Origin of the sequence: Herpetosiphon llansteffanensis (genome assembly GCF_003205875.1) — a bacterium.
Taxonomy (GTDB): Bacteria; Chloroflexota; Chloroflexia; order Chloroflexales; family Herpetosiphonaceae; genus Herpetosiphon; species Herpetosiphon llansteffanensis.
The window spans coordinates 140,272-157,176 of record NZ_PUBZ01000092.1; the positions used below are offsets into that span (position 1 = coordinate 140,272).

The 16,905-nt window shown below is 51.7% G+C and carries 15 protein-coding genes; 13 read left to right on the forward strand and 2 right to left on the reverse strand.

Annotated elements, in window-relative coordinates:
* The first annotated feature begins 3 nt into the window (after nt 1-3).
* From fadH to C5S61_RS12150, 7 genes are all read left to right on the forward strand, one after another.
* Nucleotides 4-858, forward strand: a complete 855-nt coding sequence (gene fadH / locus C5S61_RS12120; protein ID WP_054532954.1) for a 2,4-dienoyl-CoA reductase — start codon at nt 4-6, stop codon at nt 856-858.
* 688 nt (nt 859-1,546) lie between these two features.
* The gene (locus C5S61_RS12125; RefSeq protein WP_124033424.1) at nt 1,547-1,942 is read left to right on the forward strand and encodes a hypothetical protein; all 396 of its coding nucleotides are present in this window, start codon (nt 1,547-1,549) and stop codon (nt 1,940-1,942) included.
* Between the two features lie 104 nt (nt 1,943-2,046).
* Nucleotides 2,047-2,562, forward strand: coding sequence for an RNA polymerase sigma factor (locus C5S61_RS12130; protein ID WP_110515318.1), 516 nt, complete (start codon nt 2,047-2,049; stop codon nt 2,560-2,562).
* Nucleotides 2,525-3,604, forward strand: a complete 1,080-nt coding sequence (locus C5S61_RS12135) for a LysM peptidoglycan-binding domain-containing protein (protein ID WP_110515319.1) — start codon at nt 2,525-2,527, stop codon at nt 3,602-3,604. Before C5S61_RS12130 ends, C5S61_RS12135 begins: the two co-directional genes overlap by 38 nt.
* Nucleotides 3,605-3,614: 10 nt before the next feature.
* On the forward strand, nt 3,615-5,408 hold the full coding sequence (locus C5S61_RS12140) for a CHASE2 domain-containing protein (protein WP_110515320.1): 1,794 nt from the start codon (nt 3,615-3,617) through the stop codon (nt 5,406-5,408).
* Nucleotides 5,409-5,414: 6 nt separating this feature from the next.
* Nucleotides 5,415-6,248, forward strand: coding sequence for an alkaline shock response membrane anchor protein AmaP (amaP, locus tag C5S61_RS12145; protein ID WP_110515321.1), 834 nt, complete (start codon nt 5,415-5,417; stop codon nt 6,246-6,248).
* A 219-nt stretch (nt 6,249-6,467) separates the two neighbouring features.
* Nucleotides 6,468-8,249 carry a DUF11 domain-containing protein gene (locus C5S61_RS12150; protein WP_110515322.1) on the forward strand — a complete coding sequence of 594 codons (1,782 nt, stop codon included), beginning with the start codon at nt 6,468-6,470 and terminating at the stop codon, nt 8,247-8,249.
* A gap of 78 nt (nt 8,250-8,327) precedes the next feature.
* Here the strand turns inward: C5S61_RS12150 and C5S61_RS12155 are convergent, their stop codons facing one another.
* The gene (locus C5S61_RS12155) at nt 8,328-9,932 is read right to left on the reverse strand and encodes an ATP-binding protein (protein WP_110515323.1); all 1,605 of its coding nucleotides are present in this window, start codon (nt 9,930-9,932) and stop codon (nt 8,328-8,330) included.
* A gap of 126 nt (nt 9,933-10,058) precedes the next feature.
* Between C5S61_RS12155 and C5S61_RS12160 the strand changes: the two genes are divergently transcribed.
* A complete protein-coding gene (locus tag C5S61_RS12160; protein WP_110515324.1) occupies nt 10,059-10,526 on the forward strand; it encodes an Hsp20/alpha crystallin family protein in 468 nt (155 codons plus the stop codon).
* Nucleotides 10,527-10,580: 54 nt separating this feature from the next.
* On the opposite strand, the gene C5S61_RS12165 is transcribed toward C5S61_RS12160, so the two are convergent.
* Nucleotides 10,581-13,538, reverse strand: coding sequence for a Kelch repeat-containing protein (locus tag C5S61_RS12165; RefSeq protein ID WP_110515325.1), 2,958 nt, complete (start codon nt 13,536-13,538; stop codon nt 10,581-10,583).
* Nucleotides 13,539-13,998: 460 nt separating this feature from the next.
* Here C5S61_RS12165 and C5S61_RS12170 point away from each other — a divergent pair, with 460 nt between their 5' ends.
* The 5 genes from C5S61_RS12170 (at nt 13,999) to C5S61_RS12190 (ending at nt 16,869) form a co-directional block, all read left to right on the forward strand.
* Nucleotides 13,999-14,337, forward strand: coding sequence for a hypothetical protein (locus tag C5S61_RS12170; RefSeq protein WP_054532964.1), 339 nt, complete (start codon nt 13,999-14,001; stop codon nt 14,335-14,337).
* 21 nt (nt 14,338-14,358) lie between these two features.
* Nucleotides 14,359-14,724, forward strand: a complete 366-nt coding sequence (locus C5S61_RS12175) for a roadblock/LC7 domain-containing protein (RefSeq protein WP_054532965.1) — start codon at nt 14,359-14,361, stop codon at nt 14,722-14,724.
* A 137-nt stretch (nt 14,725-14,861) separates the two neighbouring features.
* Nucleotides 14,862-15,356: a roadblock/LC7 domain-containing protein gene (locus tag C5S61_RS12180; RefSeq protein ID WP_054532966.1), complete on the forward strand. Its 495-nt coding sequence runs from the start codon at nt 14,862-14,864 to the stop codon at nt 15,354-15,356.
* Nucleotides 15,357-15,432: 76 nt separating this feature from the next.
* Nucleotides 15,433-16,008, forward strand: coding sequence for a GTP-binding protein (locus C5S61_RS12185; protein WP_012188486.1), 576 nt, complete (start codon nt 15,433-15,435; stop codon nt 16,006-16,008).
* Between the two features lie 54 nt (nt 16,009-16,062).
* On the forward strand, nt 16,063-16,869 hold the full coding sequence (locus C5S61_RS12190; RefSeq protein WP_110515326.1) for a DUF4388 domain-containing protein: 807 nt from the start codon (nt 16,063-16,065) through the stop codon (nt 16,867-16,869).
* Nucleotides 16,870-16,905 lie beyond the last annotated feature (36 nt).

Below are 16,905 nucleotides of genomic sequence, written 5' to 3' on the forward strand. Positions count from 1 at the left end.
TGCATGTTTCGTTCAGATCTGCTCAAAGACAAGGTAATCATCATCACTGGCGGGGGTTCGGGCTTGGGGCGTTCAATGGGTGAGCGCTTCCTAGAGTTGGGCGCAAAATTGGCGATTACCAGCCGCAACGCTGAAAAATTGACCAATGCTGCCAACGAAATGATGGCCGAAAAAGGCGGCGAAGTCTTTACCGTTAGCTGCGATGTGCGCGACCCAGAAGCTGTTGAACAGATGATCGATAGCGTGTGGAATCACTTTGGCACGGTTGATATTTTGGTCAACAATGCTGCTGGCAACTTCATCAGCCCTACCGAGAAGCTTTCGCACCGCGCCGTTGATGCAGTGTTAGGGATTGTATTGCATGGCACGTTCTACTGCACTTTGGCTTTAGGCAAAAAATGGATCGAAGCTGGGCGCGGTGGCCAATGTTTGAACATCGTCACCACCTATGCTTGGACGGGCAGCGGTTTTGTGGTGCCATCGGCAGCAGCCAAAGCTGGCGTGCTCGGCATGACCCGTTCGTTGGCGGTCGAGTGGGCACGCTACGGCATTCGCATGAATGCAATCGCACCCGGCCCGTTCCCAACCCAAGGTGCGTGGGAACGACTGGCTCCAACGCCCGAACTAGCTGAACAAGCGCTCAATCGTGTGCCGCTACGACGGGTTGGCGAGCATAGTGAGCTAGCCAATTTGGCAGCCTATATGTTGGCCGACGAGGCAGGCTACATCAACGGCGAGTGCATCACGATCGATGGCGGCGAGTGGTTGTATGGCGCTGGCCAATTCTCAGGCCTCGATCGTTTGCCCAACGAAATGTGGGATATGCTCTCCAAAATGACCAAGAAAAGCGGGAGTTAAGAACAGAGAGCATAGAACATAGAACATAGGGTTTTGAGCATTGGGCTATTGGCTGTTGGCTATCGGAGATTGATTTGATTTGCCAATCATTCTTCCGATAGCCGAGGGATCGGGTGTGAGGGGCTGGGGATCGGTCGGTCATACCAGCCCAACGCCGCTAGCCAACAGCCACATCCTTTTTAACTTTTGCCTTTTGATTTATGTTCTATGTTTTTTTTGATTTTTGCCTTTTGACTTTTGATTTGTGCCTTCATCCCTCTGTTCTATGTGTACTGGTTCATTGGATTAGCAATCATGTTCCCTCACCCCCCAACCCCCTCTCCCACTGGACGCGGGCGAGGGGGAGCATGCGTTTTTCACCAAGAAATTGCGGTAAACAATGAATTTAAAGCCCCTCGCCCGCGCCACGGGAGAGGGGTTGGGGTGAGGGGATGAAATCGTGGTTAACCTGATGAACCAATACAGCTACGTTCTCTGTTCTTTTTGCCTTTTGACTTTCTATTCATCCTTCATCCTTCTCTCATCCCTCATAATTCATCCTTCATCCTTCTCACTGGTTCCCACTAGGTAGTGAGTGCTAAAATAGCAATTAATCACCAGTATGGGCCTATTGCCGAAGGAGCATGGCATGTTGGATAATTGGTTGGGGCGCGATAAAGCATCGTCACAAGCGCCCAAGGAGGAATCCATGAGTAGTAACGATGCGTCTCGCCCAACACCACCACCACGCCAGCCAGATGATGGCTTGATTCGCCGCCCACGGCCTAACGATCGCGATAATGCCTTTAATTTGGCGCTCGAAGATTTGCGCCGCCAAGTGCAGTTGCTCTACGAAAGCATCGGCGCATTGGCCGAACACTATAATGAAACCGGCGGCGACCCACGCCGCGCCCGCGATTGCCGCGATTGCAGCCATTTTCGGGTTGGCTTGCACGTTCCATGCGTGATGGGCGTTGATCCGCATACCGCGCCATATTTGGCCGTGCGTTGTCCCAAATTCGAAGAAACGAGCGAGAATCGTAAGCTGATCAATCGTGATGAAGCTGGCTTTAATGCAGCGGTACGGCGTGCTCGCGAAGGCTAAATGTTAGCAATCCCGTAATGTCATCCTTCTAAGATCACGTCAGCACCCATTGCTCGACGTGATTCTTTTTGTTCATGGTGGGCAATAACGATAGGGCATAGGCAATGACGCAAGCAGCAAACGATTCAGCAATTATCAAATTATTACAACGTGGCGACCATGCAACATGGCGCATGCTGGCTGAGCAATGGTCGGGCGAACTTTATAATCTGGCGTGGGCTGCGGTCTATCAAGCACCACTCGCCCAAAACTTGGTCAATAATGTCTGGGCAACCGCCATTCGCACGATCAATAGCGTCGATCAGCGGCTTGGGCTACGCTTATGGCTCTTCACCCTCACCTGCCATGTGCTGCTCGATTATTGGCGTGATTATGGCCATCAGCCCCAATCGAATAGCCTAATTCGCGAACTTCAGCGCTTGCCGGAGGCTATGCATTTGGCGGTGTTATTGCATCTGCGCCACAACCTAACCGCTGCCATGATTGGCGAAATTCTAGGCCGTACCCAACGCGCAACCGAACAATTATTGCAGCAAGGCCTGCAACGGCTTAATCACCAACTTGCAGCAGTAGAGGGATTGTATGAAACCAACCAAGCAGCAGCTTCAGGAAGCGATTAATCAGGCCCTGCCAGAGCAACAACTCAGCCAAAGCCAACAACACGCCATTAACCAAACGCTTGAGCAACAACTTGAGCAATTGAAGCCAAGCCAACCAAGCGCCAAGCGGCGTAAAGCAGCCAAAACCAAGCGGCGCTTGTGGCAATGGCAATGGAGTCGGCCTCAGATTTTTGCCTTATTCGTCGCCAGCGCAATTTTATTTTTTGTTGGTTATGCCACGCTCGCCAGCTCTACGCCAAGCGTGCCGCACAACGCTAGTGTGCAAATTTTCGATGGCACAGCAGTGATCAATAATATACGCACTGGTGCTGAACGCCGCTTGAATGCTGGCGATGTAACTATTTTAGAGCCAGGCGATACGATTCAAACCGAAAGCGCCACTGCATTAATTACCTATTTCGATGGCCAAACAACGGCCTTGCAAGCCAATGCCCGCATGACCCTCGAAACGATGGACGATGCCAACGCTGGCCAGCAAATTCGGCTTAAAGTCTGGTTTGGCCGTACGCTCAACGGGGTTAAGCGCTTGCTTGGGCCAAATGATCTGTTTGAGGTTGAAACGCCATCATCAGCAGCTTCAGTCCGTGGCACAGAGTTTACTGTGGAATCTCGTAGTAACACCACAACTTTTTATGCCACCGATAAAGGCAATGTGCAGGTAGCGATGGATGGCCAAAGCGTGTTTGTGCGGGCTGGCGAACAATTACTGGCCGAGCAATCGAAGCCCTTGGTGGTGCAGCCGCAGATCTCGCCAACGCCAACGCCAACCAACACGCCAACGCCAACGCCGACGGCGACCCCAACCAATACACCAACCAACACGTCTACGCCAACGGCCACCGCTACGGCGACCCCAACCAATACGCCAACCAGTACACCGACGGCAACGCCGCAGCTGTATGTCACGCAAGCTGGCGATACAATCAATGGCATTGCCCAACGCTTTGGCATTACGCCCGATGCGTTGATCAACGCCAACCCAAGCATCCGCGATCGTAATGAAATTCCGGTTGGCCTCACGTTGATTATTCCGCAGCCATAGGAGCAACCTGGTGCTAAGTTCGCAACAAGTTCGCCGAGGATTATGGTTTAGTGCAACAGGGCTGGCATGCTTGCTGGCCCTGTTGTTGAGTGATACATGGACATGGCGCAGACAGCTTGATCGTTCAGCAGCCGATTTGTTGGTGCGCCAATTGGCCACCCATAGCCCGCAACCAGCGATTGTGATTGTCGCGATCGATGACCAAGCGCTGAGCAACGACACCGGCTTTGGTCGGCTCACCGAGTGGGATCGCAGCATCTACGCCCAATTATTAGCCAAAGTCAAAGGCGCACGGGTAATTGTGTTTGATATGCTGTTTACCGGAGCCAATCCTGCTGGCGATCACGCCTTTGCTGAAGCCCTAGAGCCATTAGAACACCCAATTTTGGCGGTTTCGCGCGATAGCAAAACCAAGCAAATGATTCAGCCAGCCCAGCCATTGCAAACTGGCAGAGTGGTTTTGGCCCATAGTGACATCATCGCCGACTCCGATGGCGTGGTGCGCCGCATCCAAACCCATTATGATCAGCCTGAGCTTTATCCGGCAATCGCCTTGGCCAGCGCCCAAGCATGGTGGCATCTTCCAACTGGCTTGAACATCGAGCCAACAGCAACCACACTTGCCAATGGAGTTACAATTCCGGTCAATAACGCCAGTTTTATGTTAAATTATGCAGGCCCAAGCCAAACCTATCCCCAAGTCAGTTTGCTGGCAGTGCTCAATGGCGCGGTTGATCCTGCGCTATTCAATGATAAAATCGTGCTGATTGGCTCAACCGCCGCAGCTCTTGGCGACCGTTACACCACACCAACCAGCCCATTAATGGATGGAGTCGAGATTCACGCTAATGCAATCGGCACAATTCTGCATGCCAATGCCCTGCGCGAACAAAGCCCAGCTGGTCGGCGCGGCATTCTCAGCGGCTTGGTGATCGCACTCACATTAATCGCCATGATTCGGCGGCCATGGCTTTTGTTTAGCGCCATGGTCATCGGCACAAGTGTGATGGTCATTAGCGCCGTTAGCGGGCTGCAACAACAATTAATCCGCATCGATCTAGCAAGCCCATTATTGGCGATTGGCGTAACTGGCTTGGTGATGCTGTTGGTTCAAAACAACCTGCAACGCCAAGATCACACCCAAGTGCTCGACCTGTTTGCCAAACGTACGCCGCCCAGCGTGTTGAATGAGCTGTTGAAGGCCGCCGAACGTGGTCAATTGAAACTTGGCGGCGAACGGCGCGAGGTCAGCGTGGTGTTTATGGATATGCGCGGCTTCACCAATTTATCGGAGCGCTTGCCACCAGAAGCCATGATGCAGATTATCAATACCTATCTTGATCTAATTGCCAAGGCATTAATTCAGCATGGCGGCACGCTCAATCAATATGCTGGCGATCAAGCGATGGCGATTTTCAACGCCCCCGTTGGCCAACCAGACCATGCGCAGCGAGCAATTCGCGGGGCAATGGCAGCTTTAACCGCAGTCGTAGCCTTTAATCGTTCAGCGGCAGCCCGCGCCTTACCAGCTCAAGCCTCGTTTGGCGCTGGCATTAATACAGGCATTGGCGTGGTTGGTAATGTTGGTGCTCACGAGCGCTACGACTACAGCGTGATTGGCGATGTGACGAATGTGGCAGCGCGTTTGTGTGGCGCAGCTCCAGCCAACACAATCTATCTTGGCCCCGATACGCTAGCTGAGGATTTGGGCGATTTACAAAGCAGCATTCAACGTATTGGCCCGTTGGTGCTCAAGGGTAAGGAAACTCCGCTCGAAGTTGCCGCAATTGTAGTAGCTGAGTAAGCAGGCATGCAAGGATTCAACCGTTTATTGATCACAATTATTGCGCTCGCTTTGGCCGTTTTGGCAATCACGATTGCGCTGTTGCCATTGCAAAGTTTTGATCTGGCCTTGCGTTTGTTCCAATATTTGCGTGCTCAAGCGTTAATTTATAGTCAAACGACGCGCATTGTGGCTGGAATTGTGGGCTTGCTCATGCTTGGTTTGGCTTTGGCGCAGATGTTTATTCGCCAAAGCCAATATGTGCCAGTGCGCAATACTGGTTCGGGCTATGCCCAACTCGATCTGCAAACAATCCAGCGCGCCGTCGATCAAGCCTTAGGCCAAGCGCTTGATGTGCGCAGCGGCAAAGCCAACGTTCAAGCTTATGGCGAAGGAGTGGCAATTTATAGCGAGCTTGAGTTGCACCCAACCGCCCATCTCAACGATACCTTGGCCGATTTGCATCAACGAATTCGCGAAGAAGTTGAAGAACGCTTGGGCGTGGCGATTTTAACGCTCAAAAGCAAAGTCAAAACCAAGCCCTATCCCAATGTGCCGCATAGTCAGCAAAGCGGCGCTGTGCCAGCCGATCTCGACCCACGCCAACCAGTTTGGGATGTGCGCGAGTTACGCCGCCGCTTAGAACGGGGCATTTTGAACCAACCAAATGTGGTTGATCTTGAGGTAGTGCTTGGCTATCACCCCGATGGGGCAAGCGTGTTTGTGCAATTATTTCTCGAACAAACTGCGCCAGTCCCAAGCACCATAGCCAGCGTCGAGCGCTTAATTCACACAATCGTGGCAGATGATTTTCGCCTGAGCGTCTACGATTTGCGTGTGACCAGCCAAACAATCGACTAATGAGTGAGCAACGAACAACGGAGTAGGAATTTAGTCCTATAATTACGCCGCAATTTGCCTCTCGTGGGGGATGGCAAAAGAACTATTGATTGCATACAATACGCTAGACTTATTGTGGCTCTTAGCAACCAGCATTGTTGATAATTCCCAAGAAAATTGTAAACCGGTTTGTTAAGCCAATTGCGATAATGACGGTATTTTATTGGTCAAGGAGTTTTTATGGGCCGGCAGCCGTTTCGCTATCAACGCCTCGCACTACTCAGCCTTGTGGCTTTGCTGGGGTGCATCACACCAACCAAAGCCGTCGAAATTCCGCCAGCAGGCGCGTCGGTCTATTTGCAAACCAACGGCCCAACCAATGCGCTCAGCAATGGCGATTGGTATACGAATAACACTGCTGGAACGGGCAATGGTTCACATTATTTCACGGTCGAAATCCCGTGTAGTGTCAACACAACCACGACAACTGGTGGTTGGCCGACCAATCAGCCAGTCCATATCGATATTTTTAGCCCTGAAATGAATAGTACGACCACGCTCAGCGACGAGCAACGGGGTGGCACATACGATAACACCCAATTTGAGTTTTATGCAGCTGGCACGCCAATTGGCCCAAGCCCAGCAGCACCCGCTCCAGGAGCTGCTGGCAGCTTGCATCAACGTACCTTTGTGCCAGCTGCAACCGCGCCTGCTTGGGTGCGCTTGTATACGATCGCTGCGCCTGTAACCTGCGGCAAATATGTGTTGCGCTCATCAACCTTCGGCAACGATGAAAATGGTTGGCGCTTGCGGGTTGGTCGCGATGATGATAACGATCCCAATACTGCGCCACCAGCCAACACCGATAACTTCGATGGCGTTGCTGGCACTGGCGATGAAATTACGATTGGGATGCGCCAAGCCTCGTTCCAACACGATGCAGGTGGAGCTGATACCGTCGCAACCTGTTTGACCTTGTATGAATATGTTACGCCTGGCCAACCAAGCGTCAGCTTCAATAACTTCGACATCGATAATTCGCGCCGCGTCCGCTATTATGCGCCCGGTGATACGAGTTACACGCCAATGGGCAATACTGGCGGCATTGCAGGCACTGTAAGCGGTGATCAAGTGTGGAATGGTGGTAGCTCATCAACCCGCGTTGGCAATACGATCAATAATCCAACTGCGGGTTGGTGGCGGATCGTCACCTGTACCAGCGATCACAACCAGTTTATTCAAGAAGGCCAAACTGGCGTGCAAGCCTATTATCAGCAACCACCAACCCCAATCATGGCCTTGAGTAAAACCGATGGGGTTACGTTGGTTATGCCAGGCGATACGCTTAACTACACAATTACCTTTACCAATACCTCAAACACCACGGCCACGCCTGGCACGGCTACCAACATGACCTTGACCGACAATCTGCCACCGTCAACAACCTTTGTTAGTTGTGCGATTAATGCACCATTCACTGGCACATGTAGCCATTCCAGCGGGGTTGTAAGCTTCAATATCAACCAAGTGGTGCGGCCAGGCGAAATTGGGCGGCTGAATGTTCAAGTGACGGTCAACAATCCAATTACTGTCGTGCCTGTGGTCAATAACGTAACCTTGAATTTCAACGATAGCTTGAATAATATCTTCCAACCGTTGACAGCCAGCGATAGCGATTTGGTCAATCCAACCGCTGTTAATGTGGTCGGGTTGACTGCTTTGGCTCGCACGAACGCGATTCAAGTTCGTTGGAGCACTAGCAGCGAAGTCGATAGCCAAGGCTTCCACATCTATCGCAGCACCAGCGACGATGAAGCGACTGCCGTGCAAGTCACCGATAGCTTGATTCCAGCCGTGGGTGCACACAGCAGCTATCAATGGCTTGATACCGATGTTGCGCCAAATGTGCGCTATTACTATTGGCTAGCCGAAGTTGATACTAATAACACGCTGACGATGGTCGGCCAAACCGAGGCCCAAATCAATAGCTACAGTATTTTCAGCCCGCTCGTTATTCGCTAAACGATTGGCTTGCTAAATTGCTAAAACACACAAGGCCACGTTATTTGACGTGGCCTTGTGTGTTTTTATGTCAATATATTATTCACCATTGGCCAAAATTACGCTTGGCTCAACGTCGGGCAGGCTCGGCGGGGCAATTGGCAGCGTCCAATAGAAGCGCGAGCCTTTGCCAACCGTACTATCAGCCCACATGCGGCCACCATGGGCCTCAATAATTGATTTGGTCAGATACAAGCCCAAGCCAGCACCCTGCGTCTCGCGAGCCAAGCGATTATCAACCCGATAAAATGGCGAAAAGAGCTTGGGCAATTCTTCTTGGGCAATGCCGATGCCTTCATCGGTAATATAACTCAGCACATGACCATTCTCCGGCCAACCACCCAAGCGAATTACGCCACCTTCTGGCGAATATTTAATTGCATTCGAGATCAAATTGGAAAGCACCATGCGAATCCGCTCTTGATCGGCATAGACATGCGGTAGTTTTGGCTCGAAACGCAGCTGAAACTCAAAGCGTTGATCAACCGTTGAGGCAAACGCTGCCACCACATCAGCCGCCAATTCACTCAGATCAAACGGTGCTGGGTGCAAGCGCAACCCACCAGCCTGCATGCGCGAAACTTCCAGCAAATCGCCAATCAAGCGCGCCAAACGATCAGCTTCTTCTTCGATGCCGGTTAGCATTTCGGTTTTCGTGGCTTTGTTGAGCTTAACATCGGTGCGGCTGAGCGTGCTGGCATAGCCTTTGATAATCGCAACTGGCGTTTTTAGCTCATGCGACATCACCGAAATGAAGGTTGATTGCTGCTGCTCATCGCGTTTTTGCTTGGTAATATCGCGAATATTGGCAATTGCGCCGCCAAAACGGCCATTGGTTTCGCGCACCACGCTATACGAAGAGCCAACATAAATCTCATGACCATCGCGATGCGTTACCCAGCCCTCGACCGAAGGATGATCATTATCGGGAAAGAGTTGCAGCGGGCAGGCGGTCAAGCAAATATTAACCCCTTGCTGGTTGTGAATCGCCAATACTTCGGCGCATGGCCGACCCAAGGCTTCTTCACGCGACCAACCAGTGAGCCGCTCCATGGCAGCATTGAAGCGGGTAATTCGCCAACGGGTGTCGAGCATCATCATGCCATCGGCGCTGGATTCGATAATTGCATCGAGCCGACCACGTTCGGCAATCGCCTCGGCATAGAGCTGTGAATTATTAACCGCAATTGCCGCAAAATCAACAAACGCGCTTAGCAATTGACGATCATCGGCAGTAAATCCCACGTTGAGCGCGGCACGCAACACCAACATCATGCCCAATTGTTGGTCGCCAGTGACCATTGGCAAGGCCACAACTTGGCGCAACGGCACATTTAACGCGGTCGCCAGCTTGCTCAATTCATCAGACATCCGGTTTGATTGCGGGCCTTCACTTTGCAAAACATGCAAAATTTCATCGAAGGCCGACCACAAACTAGGCGTAAGGCCATAGGCGGCGCGAATTTCCAGCCGTTGATTGGGGTTGTATAAGGCGATCAGGCCATAGTTTCCCGCCAACAACTCCACCGCTTGGGCAATGACCAAATTGAGCAACGGCTCAGCATCAAGCTGGGCAGCCATTGCCCGCATCAAACGCAAAAGATAATCGCGTTGGCGTAATCGCAGATCCTGAGGCTCTAACATGGCTCTAACGCTCCATAGACGTTGTTCTAACACTGCCAGAGTATTATACAAACAGTTACGAAATTGATTGATGCAGACGAAATCGACATCAAAAAACAAAAGCTGTATTGCAAGGAGAATACCACAATGGCAACTATCAATCGTTGGTCACCAGTCGAAGAAGCCCTGAGCTTGCGCGATGCAATGAGCCGTTTGTTTGAAGAAAGCTTTGTTGCGCCATCAGCAGCAACCCGCACTGGTTTGAGCGTCGATATGAACGTTTTGGAAAATGCCAATAGCTATATCATCGAAGCTGCCGTGCCAGGCCTCAAAGCAGAAGATCTTGATATTACGTTGCAAGAAAATGTTTTGACCATCAGTGGTGAAATTCGCAACCAAAAATTAAGCGAAGGCACGACTGCCCATCGCACCGAGCGCCGCTATGGCCGCTTCAGCCGCTCAATTACCTTGCCAATGTTGGTCAAGGGCGATGAAATCAACGCCACCTTGGAACATGGCATCTTGCGGCTTGACGTTCCTAAGGCCGAAGAAGTCAAACCACGCAAAATCAGTGTGCAAGTTGGCGCTGCCAAAGAACTCGAAGTCAACAAGTAAGCCCTAAAACAGTAAAAGCCCTGTGCGAGAACCTCGCACAGGGCTTTTTTTAGTTTACTTCGAGGCCCAAGGCAGATAAATGTGATGGGTTGCGCCAGGAGTTGTAGTTGCCGTTGGCGTGTGGCTTGGCGTAATTGTAATCGTGCCAACCGGAATCGTCGCGGTTGGCGTAGCCGTATCGGTTGCCGTTGGGACTGCTGTCGTCGGCACAGCAGTGGTGGGCACAGCCGTGGTTGGATTAGGAACCGTGGCCGTTGGCGTATTGGTCGCAGGCTCGGTCGTTGCCGGATCGGGTGTGGTGCTTGGCGTAGCCGTTTCAGTTATGGTTGGCACAACCTCGGTCGCCGTTGCTGTATTCGTCGGCGTATCGGTTGCGGTTGGTACAACCTCAGTTGCCGTTGCTGTATTCGTCGGCATATTGGTTGGCGTATTCGTCGCTGTGTTGGTTGGGGTATTGCTTGGGGTATTCGTCGGCGTATTGGTTGGGGTCCCAACGGTCGCGGTTGGAGTCACTTGCCCACTGCCAGGCACGAAATTCGCATTGGTCGTCAGATAGACTTGATCAACCCGAAAACCATCTTCGCGCATCCAGAGATTCAAGGTATGCACGCCAGCACTTGGCACATTGATGCTTGAAACTACACCGTCGGTTGTATCGCGGAACCACTGCCAGCCGCTGAAAATTGGCAGCGACATTTTATCCGATGTGCTTGATTGCTGACCATTGAGGCCAACATGCACCGAATTATCGCCGCCGCTATCAGCCCAAGCCCGCAACCAAACATAGTACGTACCAGGCGTGGTGAACTTGATTCGATAATCAAGTTGGGGAGCGCGAGTTGTATAGTTGGTATCCGAAAGCGTGCCCGTATTTGGCAACACTGCTAAATACCCAGTGCCATTGAAACCAGTTCGATCAACATCGTTGCGAGCTTGCCACGACCACTGGCCACGGGCAAGATTGCCATGCAGTTGCTCGGAATCGAAGTTAACTTGACCATTGGTTTCGAGGTGGGCATTTTCGTCAGCAGCTAAGCCAGGGTTATAAATTTCGGTCGTATTCGCTTGGCTGAAACCTGAAACCGTGCCACCACCAGCAATATAAATCCGTCCGCCGTTAATCACTGGGAAGATGCCATGACGTGCGGTTGGCATTGGCGTGCCAAGTCGCCAGCGGTTGAGAATCGGATTATAAATATCAACCCGATCATACACATTGCCGGTCACTGCACCAGCGCCATCAAGCGTTTCGCCGCCAAAAATATAGAACTCGCCATCATAATAGACGGCCTTGCCCATGCCGCCACGAGCTTGAGGCAACGGCGCAATCATTGAATCGGTCATGCTGGAGCGCCATGAATTGGTCGCAGGATCGTAGATTTGGACGGTATCAAAGCCGTTGGCAACATTATTACCATCGCCACTACCCGGCCCACGCCCACCAAAGACATACAATTTGCTGCCATCGGTCGCCGAAGCTGCGTGATTACGGCCTCGCGGCATTGGCGCTACTTCGGTCCAGCTATTGGCCAGCGGATCATAGCGCGCCACGCGAGTTGTGGTACTGCCATTGACAATCCCACCAGCAACATAGGCATAGCCATTGATCACCGCCGAGGAGCTTGCCCCAGCAGCAAACGGCATATCAGCGCCCATGGCCCACGTATTGTTGGCTGGATTATAAATTTGAACTTTGCCATCACTACTATTATCGAGGCCGCCAAATAAATAGAACTTGCCGTTGATCACTTCGGCAGCGTGGTGATTGCCACGCAATGCGCGTTGGGCCAAGGTCGTGGTTGCGCTATAAGTACCAGTCGTCAGGTTGTAGCGCAAAGTTGCGGCGTTACCTTGACCAACCACATACATTTTATTGCCGATGATGCCTGTAGCGACCTCGCCGAGCGCAACCGGCATATTGGCGTTGGTTTCCCATGAATCGGGCAGCGTGCCAATCCATGTCGTATCAGTTTGGCCATAACCGCCGCCAGTCGTCACCACCAACTTGTTATCCCAAACATCGGCAACTGGGGTTTTACGATAGGCTGGCAACGAAACCAACTTCATCCAAACATCGCTTTTAGGGTCGTACATCAGCACATCAGCAGAAGCAAGACCGCTGGTACCGCCGTTGATCGAGCCACCGATGACCAACAAGCGCCCACGATAGCCAAAGGTTGATGATGATGTGTGGCCTTTGGCTATCGGCATATCGGCAACGCGGGTCCACGTGTCGGTTGCTGGATCATAGCGATCAACTTCGGCCTGATTGGCTGATTCTTCGGCTTTGCCATGCTGGCCACCGACCGCGTAGATTTTGCCATCGACAACGCCAGCAGCGGTGTGGTTGCGGGGGTTTGGCATTGCGGCTCGTGGAACCCAAGTTGGGTTGGCGAGGCTCAAATCGAGCATATAGTGGTCGCCGAAATCGGTATCATCAAAAACTCCAGCGGTACGTACTGCGCCACCGAAGAAATAGATTTTACGATTAACGATCGACGCACCAGCGCCACCACGGGCAATTGGCAAATCGATGCCACGGCTCCAAGTGTTATTGAGCGTGTTCAACTTCCAAACGTGGTTGGTGCTGCCACCTGGGTTGTTGCCCGAATAGCCGCCCAGCACATAAATATCGGTGCCATCGGCAACGACTGGGGCATGGCTAATCGCTTCGGGAATATTGGCGATCCGTTGCCACGTGTTATTGGCCAAATTATAAACATCGACCAAACTGGTAGCATTGATTTGGGTACAGCAACTAATAAAACCGCCAATTACATACAACTTACCATTAACAAAGACCCCTTGCGATTCAAAGCGTGGTTGGGGCACGGTTGCGCCATCTTGCCAACTGAACATAGTTGTGGTGGCACTGGTGGCAACAGCCTGTGGTTGGGCAGTTTGGGCCTTGGCCTGCGACTGAACCAAGAACCCCGTCAACAGCAAGGTCAGCAGCAGCATACCGCTAAGGCAGCGGGCCAGCAACTCCCTTGAACGAGCGAAAAAGACCATAGAAACAAATCCTCCGCGAAGCTTAACAACGACAATCGCTAGTAGAATTAAAAAAGGACAACGGGCTAAACACAATAAAGCTCAGGCAAGATCGCCCGTGATCTAGCCTGATCATCTCATGGCAGCGATAATACCACGCTTTAGGGTTGATCCCCATAGTACTTTGGGCGTGGTTCGCCAGGACTTTGCCAGTTAATCAATCCAACGAACGGTTAGAAATGGGGGATATTAAGTGCAAAAGTGTCAAGACTTACGTTGGTTGAGGGGGCTAAAATAGCGCGTTAGATTGATTACAACGTGGCTAGTACCCCAAAAGTCCTAGGTATTACTATTTACAAATTCCTCTAGACACCCTGTCTATCCTATGCTAAGATGAGCCACCACAATTCGTCCAAAGCACAACGTTGGGTCTGTACCATGAAGAGGAGCGCTCCATCGGCAATCCAAAGGAGCAAATGGCATGCAATTTGATCGAGCGGGTAAACGTGCCAGCAAACTGATCAATGATTATCAACTCACCGACGAGGAGATACACCAAATTATCGCCTCGGCGCGGATCAACCTTGCCACCTTCGACCCTGACTACAAAACCAACGTCACGCAACTTGCTCACGAGTTGAGCAAAAGTCGGCCAACTATTTATGGCTGGGCGGATCGTGCGATAGTTGCCACAATTGATTCGCTGCGGAATATCCGAACGGGGCGACCGCCCAAAGAAGCCCGTAGCCGCTTAAAACGGCTGCGCGCGCGACCAACGGCACGATTAAGGCGACGATCCTCGGATTCTTCATTCTCGTAGTTCGAAGGAGAGCACACCTCCATGAGCAAGACACTGCGTGATGTGCTAAACCAATTTCGCACACTGGAAAACGTAGAACTGGCTGCGGTTGCAGGAACCGACGGCCTGTTAATTGAAAGCTCGGCCCGTTCTGGGGTTGATGTTGACGCGATCTGCGCGGTAGCATCGAATGGCTTGGCCATGGCCGAAGCACTTGGTCGCGAAATCAACAAAGGTGGATCGGTGCAAACTGTGCTCGAATACGATCAAGGCTTGATCCTACTCGAACCAGTCAGCAGCGATGCTATGCTGGTCGTGCTAACCAGTTCCCGCGAACTGTTAGGCAAGTTACGCTATATGGCCCAAGCCCACCGTGCCCACTTAGATGCAGCGCTCGCCGCAATCTAGGCTGCTTAACAGGCTATTTTTGGCAAAATAACCAAGAAAGCATGTTATATTGGAACGTCCTGTGCTATAATGAGCCGTAATCGCTCGTCTTTGCTTGGAAAATACTTCGCACTCCAGACCATGGATAGGTGGCACGTATGGATCCACAACTAGCAAGTTTAATTGTTCCGCCAGAGGAAGTCGCCCATATTGACGAATGTTTAGCGCGCCTTGTGGAAGACACTGGCGGTAACTATGCGTTGCTGCTCGACAAAAGTGGCCAGGTAATTGCCGCTTCGGGTGATGGCAATCGCCAAGATACCACGGCCTTGGGCGCGTTGATCGCCGGATCGTTCGCCTCATCTCAACAGATCGCGAAGCTCTTGCGTGAGAAGGATTTCCGCATGCTCTTACAACAAGGCGTGCGCGAAAATCTCTTTATCGCCTTGATCGATGACCAATGGATTCTGACCATTATTTTCAATAAGGGTACCCACATTGGGCTGGTGAAGGTCTTGACCAAAAAGGCGACCGAAGAACTCGCCTCCGTCTTGGAGCGCGTGCGGAAGCAACACAAATCGCGAGATGAAGTGTTGGGGAGCAATTTCCGTACTTCCATGGAAGATACGATTGATTTGCTTTTCCGCGACTAGCTCGCTTCGGCTTAGCTAGTCGGTTGCTGTCTGGGGTTTTTTAGCATACGCTTCAGACTATGTTTTGAGAGGACCTATGGCGATTATCAACGTAGGGGTTCGCGAAATTCACTGTAAAATTGTCTATTATGGCCCTGGTATGTGTGGCAAAACGACCAATTTGCAGTATATTCACAGCCAAGTACCCCGCGAAGCAAAAGGCGATCTATTGTCGATTGCAACCGAGACCGAACGCACGCTCTTTTTTGATTTCCTACCGCTCGACCTTGGCAAGGTGCGCGGTTTTTCAACCCGTTTCCATCTGTATACGGTTCCCGGCCAGATTTTGTACGAACGCACCCGCGTCGCCGTACTCAATGGGGCCGATGGGGTGGTATTCGTCGCCGACTCACAACGCGATAAGCTCCAAGAAGATATTAAGAGCTTGCAAGAGTTAGCCCGCAATATCACACGCCAAAACAAAAAGTTCAGCGAATTCCCTATCGTATTGCAATATAATAAACGCGATATGCCCGGCGCATTGCCAACCCCCGTCATGGATAAATATTTAAATCCATTGGGCTGGCAACGCTATGAAGCCGTCGCAACCACTGGCGTAGGCGTGTTCGATACGCTCAAAGCCATTAGTAAACTCGTCATTAGCAAACTCTAAACCATGTCTCAACTGGCAGCTCTGTCTGCCAGTTATTGTCCGTAGGGTCACCGTATGGCACTTGAAGGTAATTTGCGAGATCTGAGTATCTCCGACCTGATTCAACTCGTTGATTTGAGTAAAAAAACAGGCGCAACTCATGTTCAAGCGCTGCAAGGCGATGAATCGGTTGAGGGCTACCTGTATTTTCGTGATGGCCGGATTACTGGTGCAACGCTTGGCAACTTGGAGCCGCTTGAGGCTGCCCTGACCTTCTTTACCTTCCACGAAGGTCAGTTCCGCTTCTATGAGCAAACCCCACCACCGCCAACAATTACTTCATCCAACGAGATGATCATTATGGAAGGCATCGATCGCCAGGATCGCTGGGCCGAAATTGAAAAGTATGTGCCAAATACTAATGTGGTGCTGCGCTTGGTCCAAAATCCCGATACTGGCTCGCGGGATATTAATCTCGCTGCCGATGAGTGGCGCGTGCTCACGATGATCAATGGCAAAAATAGCGTTGCCTTGATCGCCGAACGCACTGGTTTAGGCTGGTTTCGCTCGTGCGAAATTGTGGTTAATTTGCTTCGCAATGGCTTGATCGAGAAAAAAGAGGTCAATCTGGCTGAATCGTTGTTTCCTCAATTCGAGGAGATGGCCCGTGGAGCCCTAGGCAATTCAGCCAGTGTCTTGCTTTCTGAGGCCTATCGTCGCGTTGGCATCGAGCCAACCGCCAATAATGCCACCAACGAGCAAGTTCATGCTGCGATCTCTGCCTTCGAGGAGTCGATTCGGCTGTTGGTTGGCCGTCCAAACGCTGGCCAATTGGCCGATAAATTGCGCGAACGAGCCGTGCGCATCCTTGGTAGCCGCTAAGCGTTCTTTTCCAAGCAAAACGCCCAGCAATTGCTG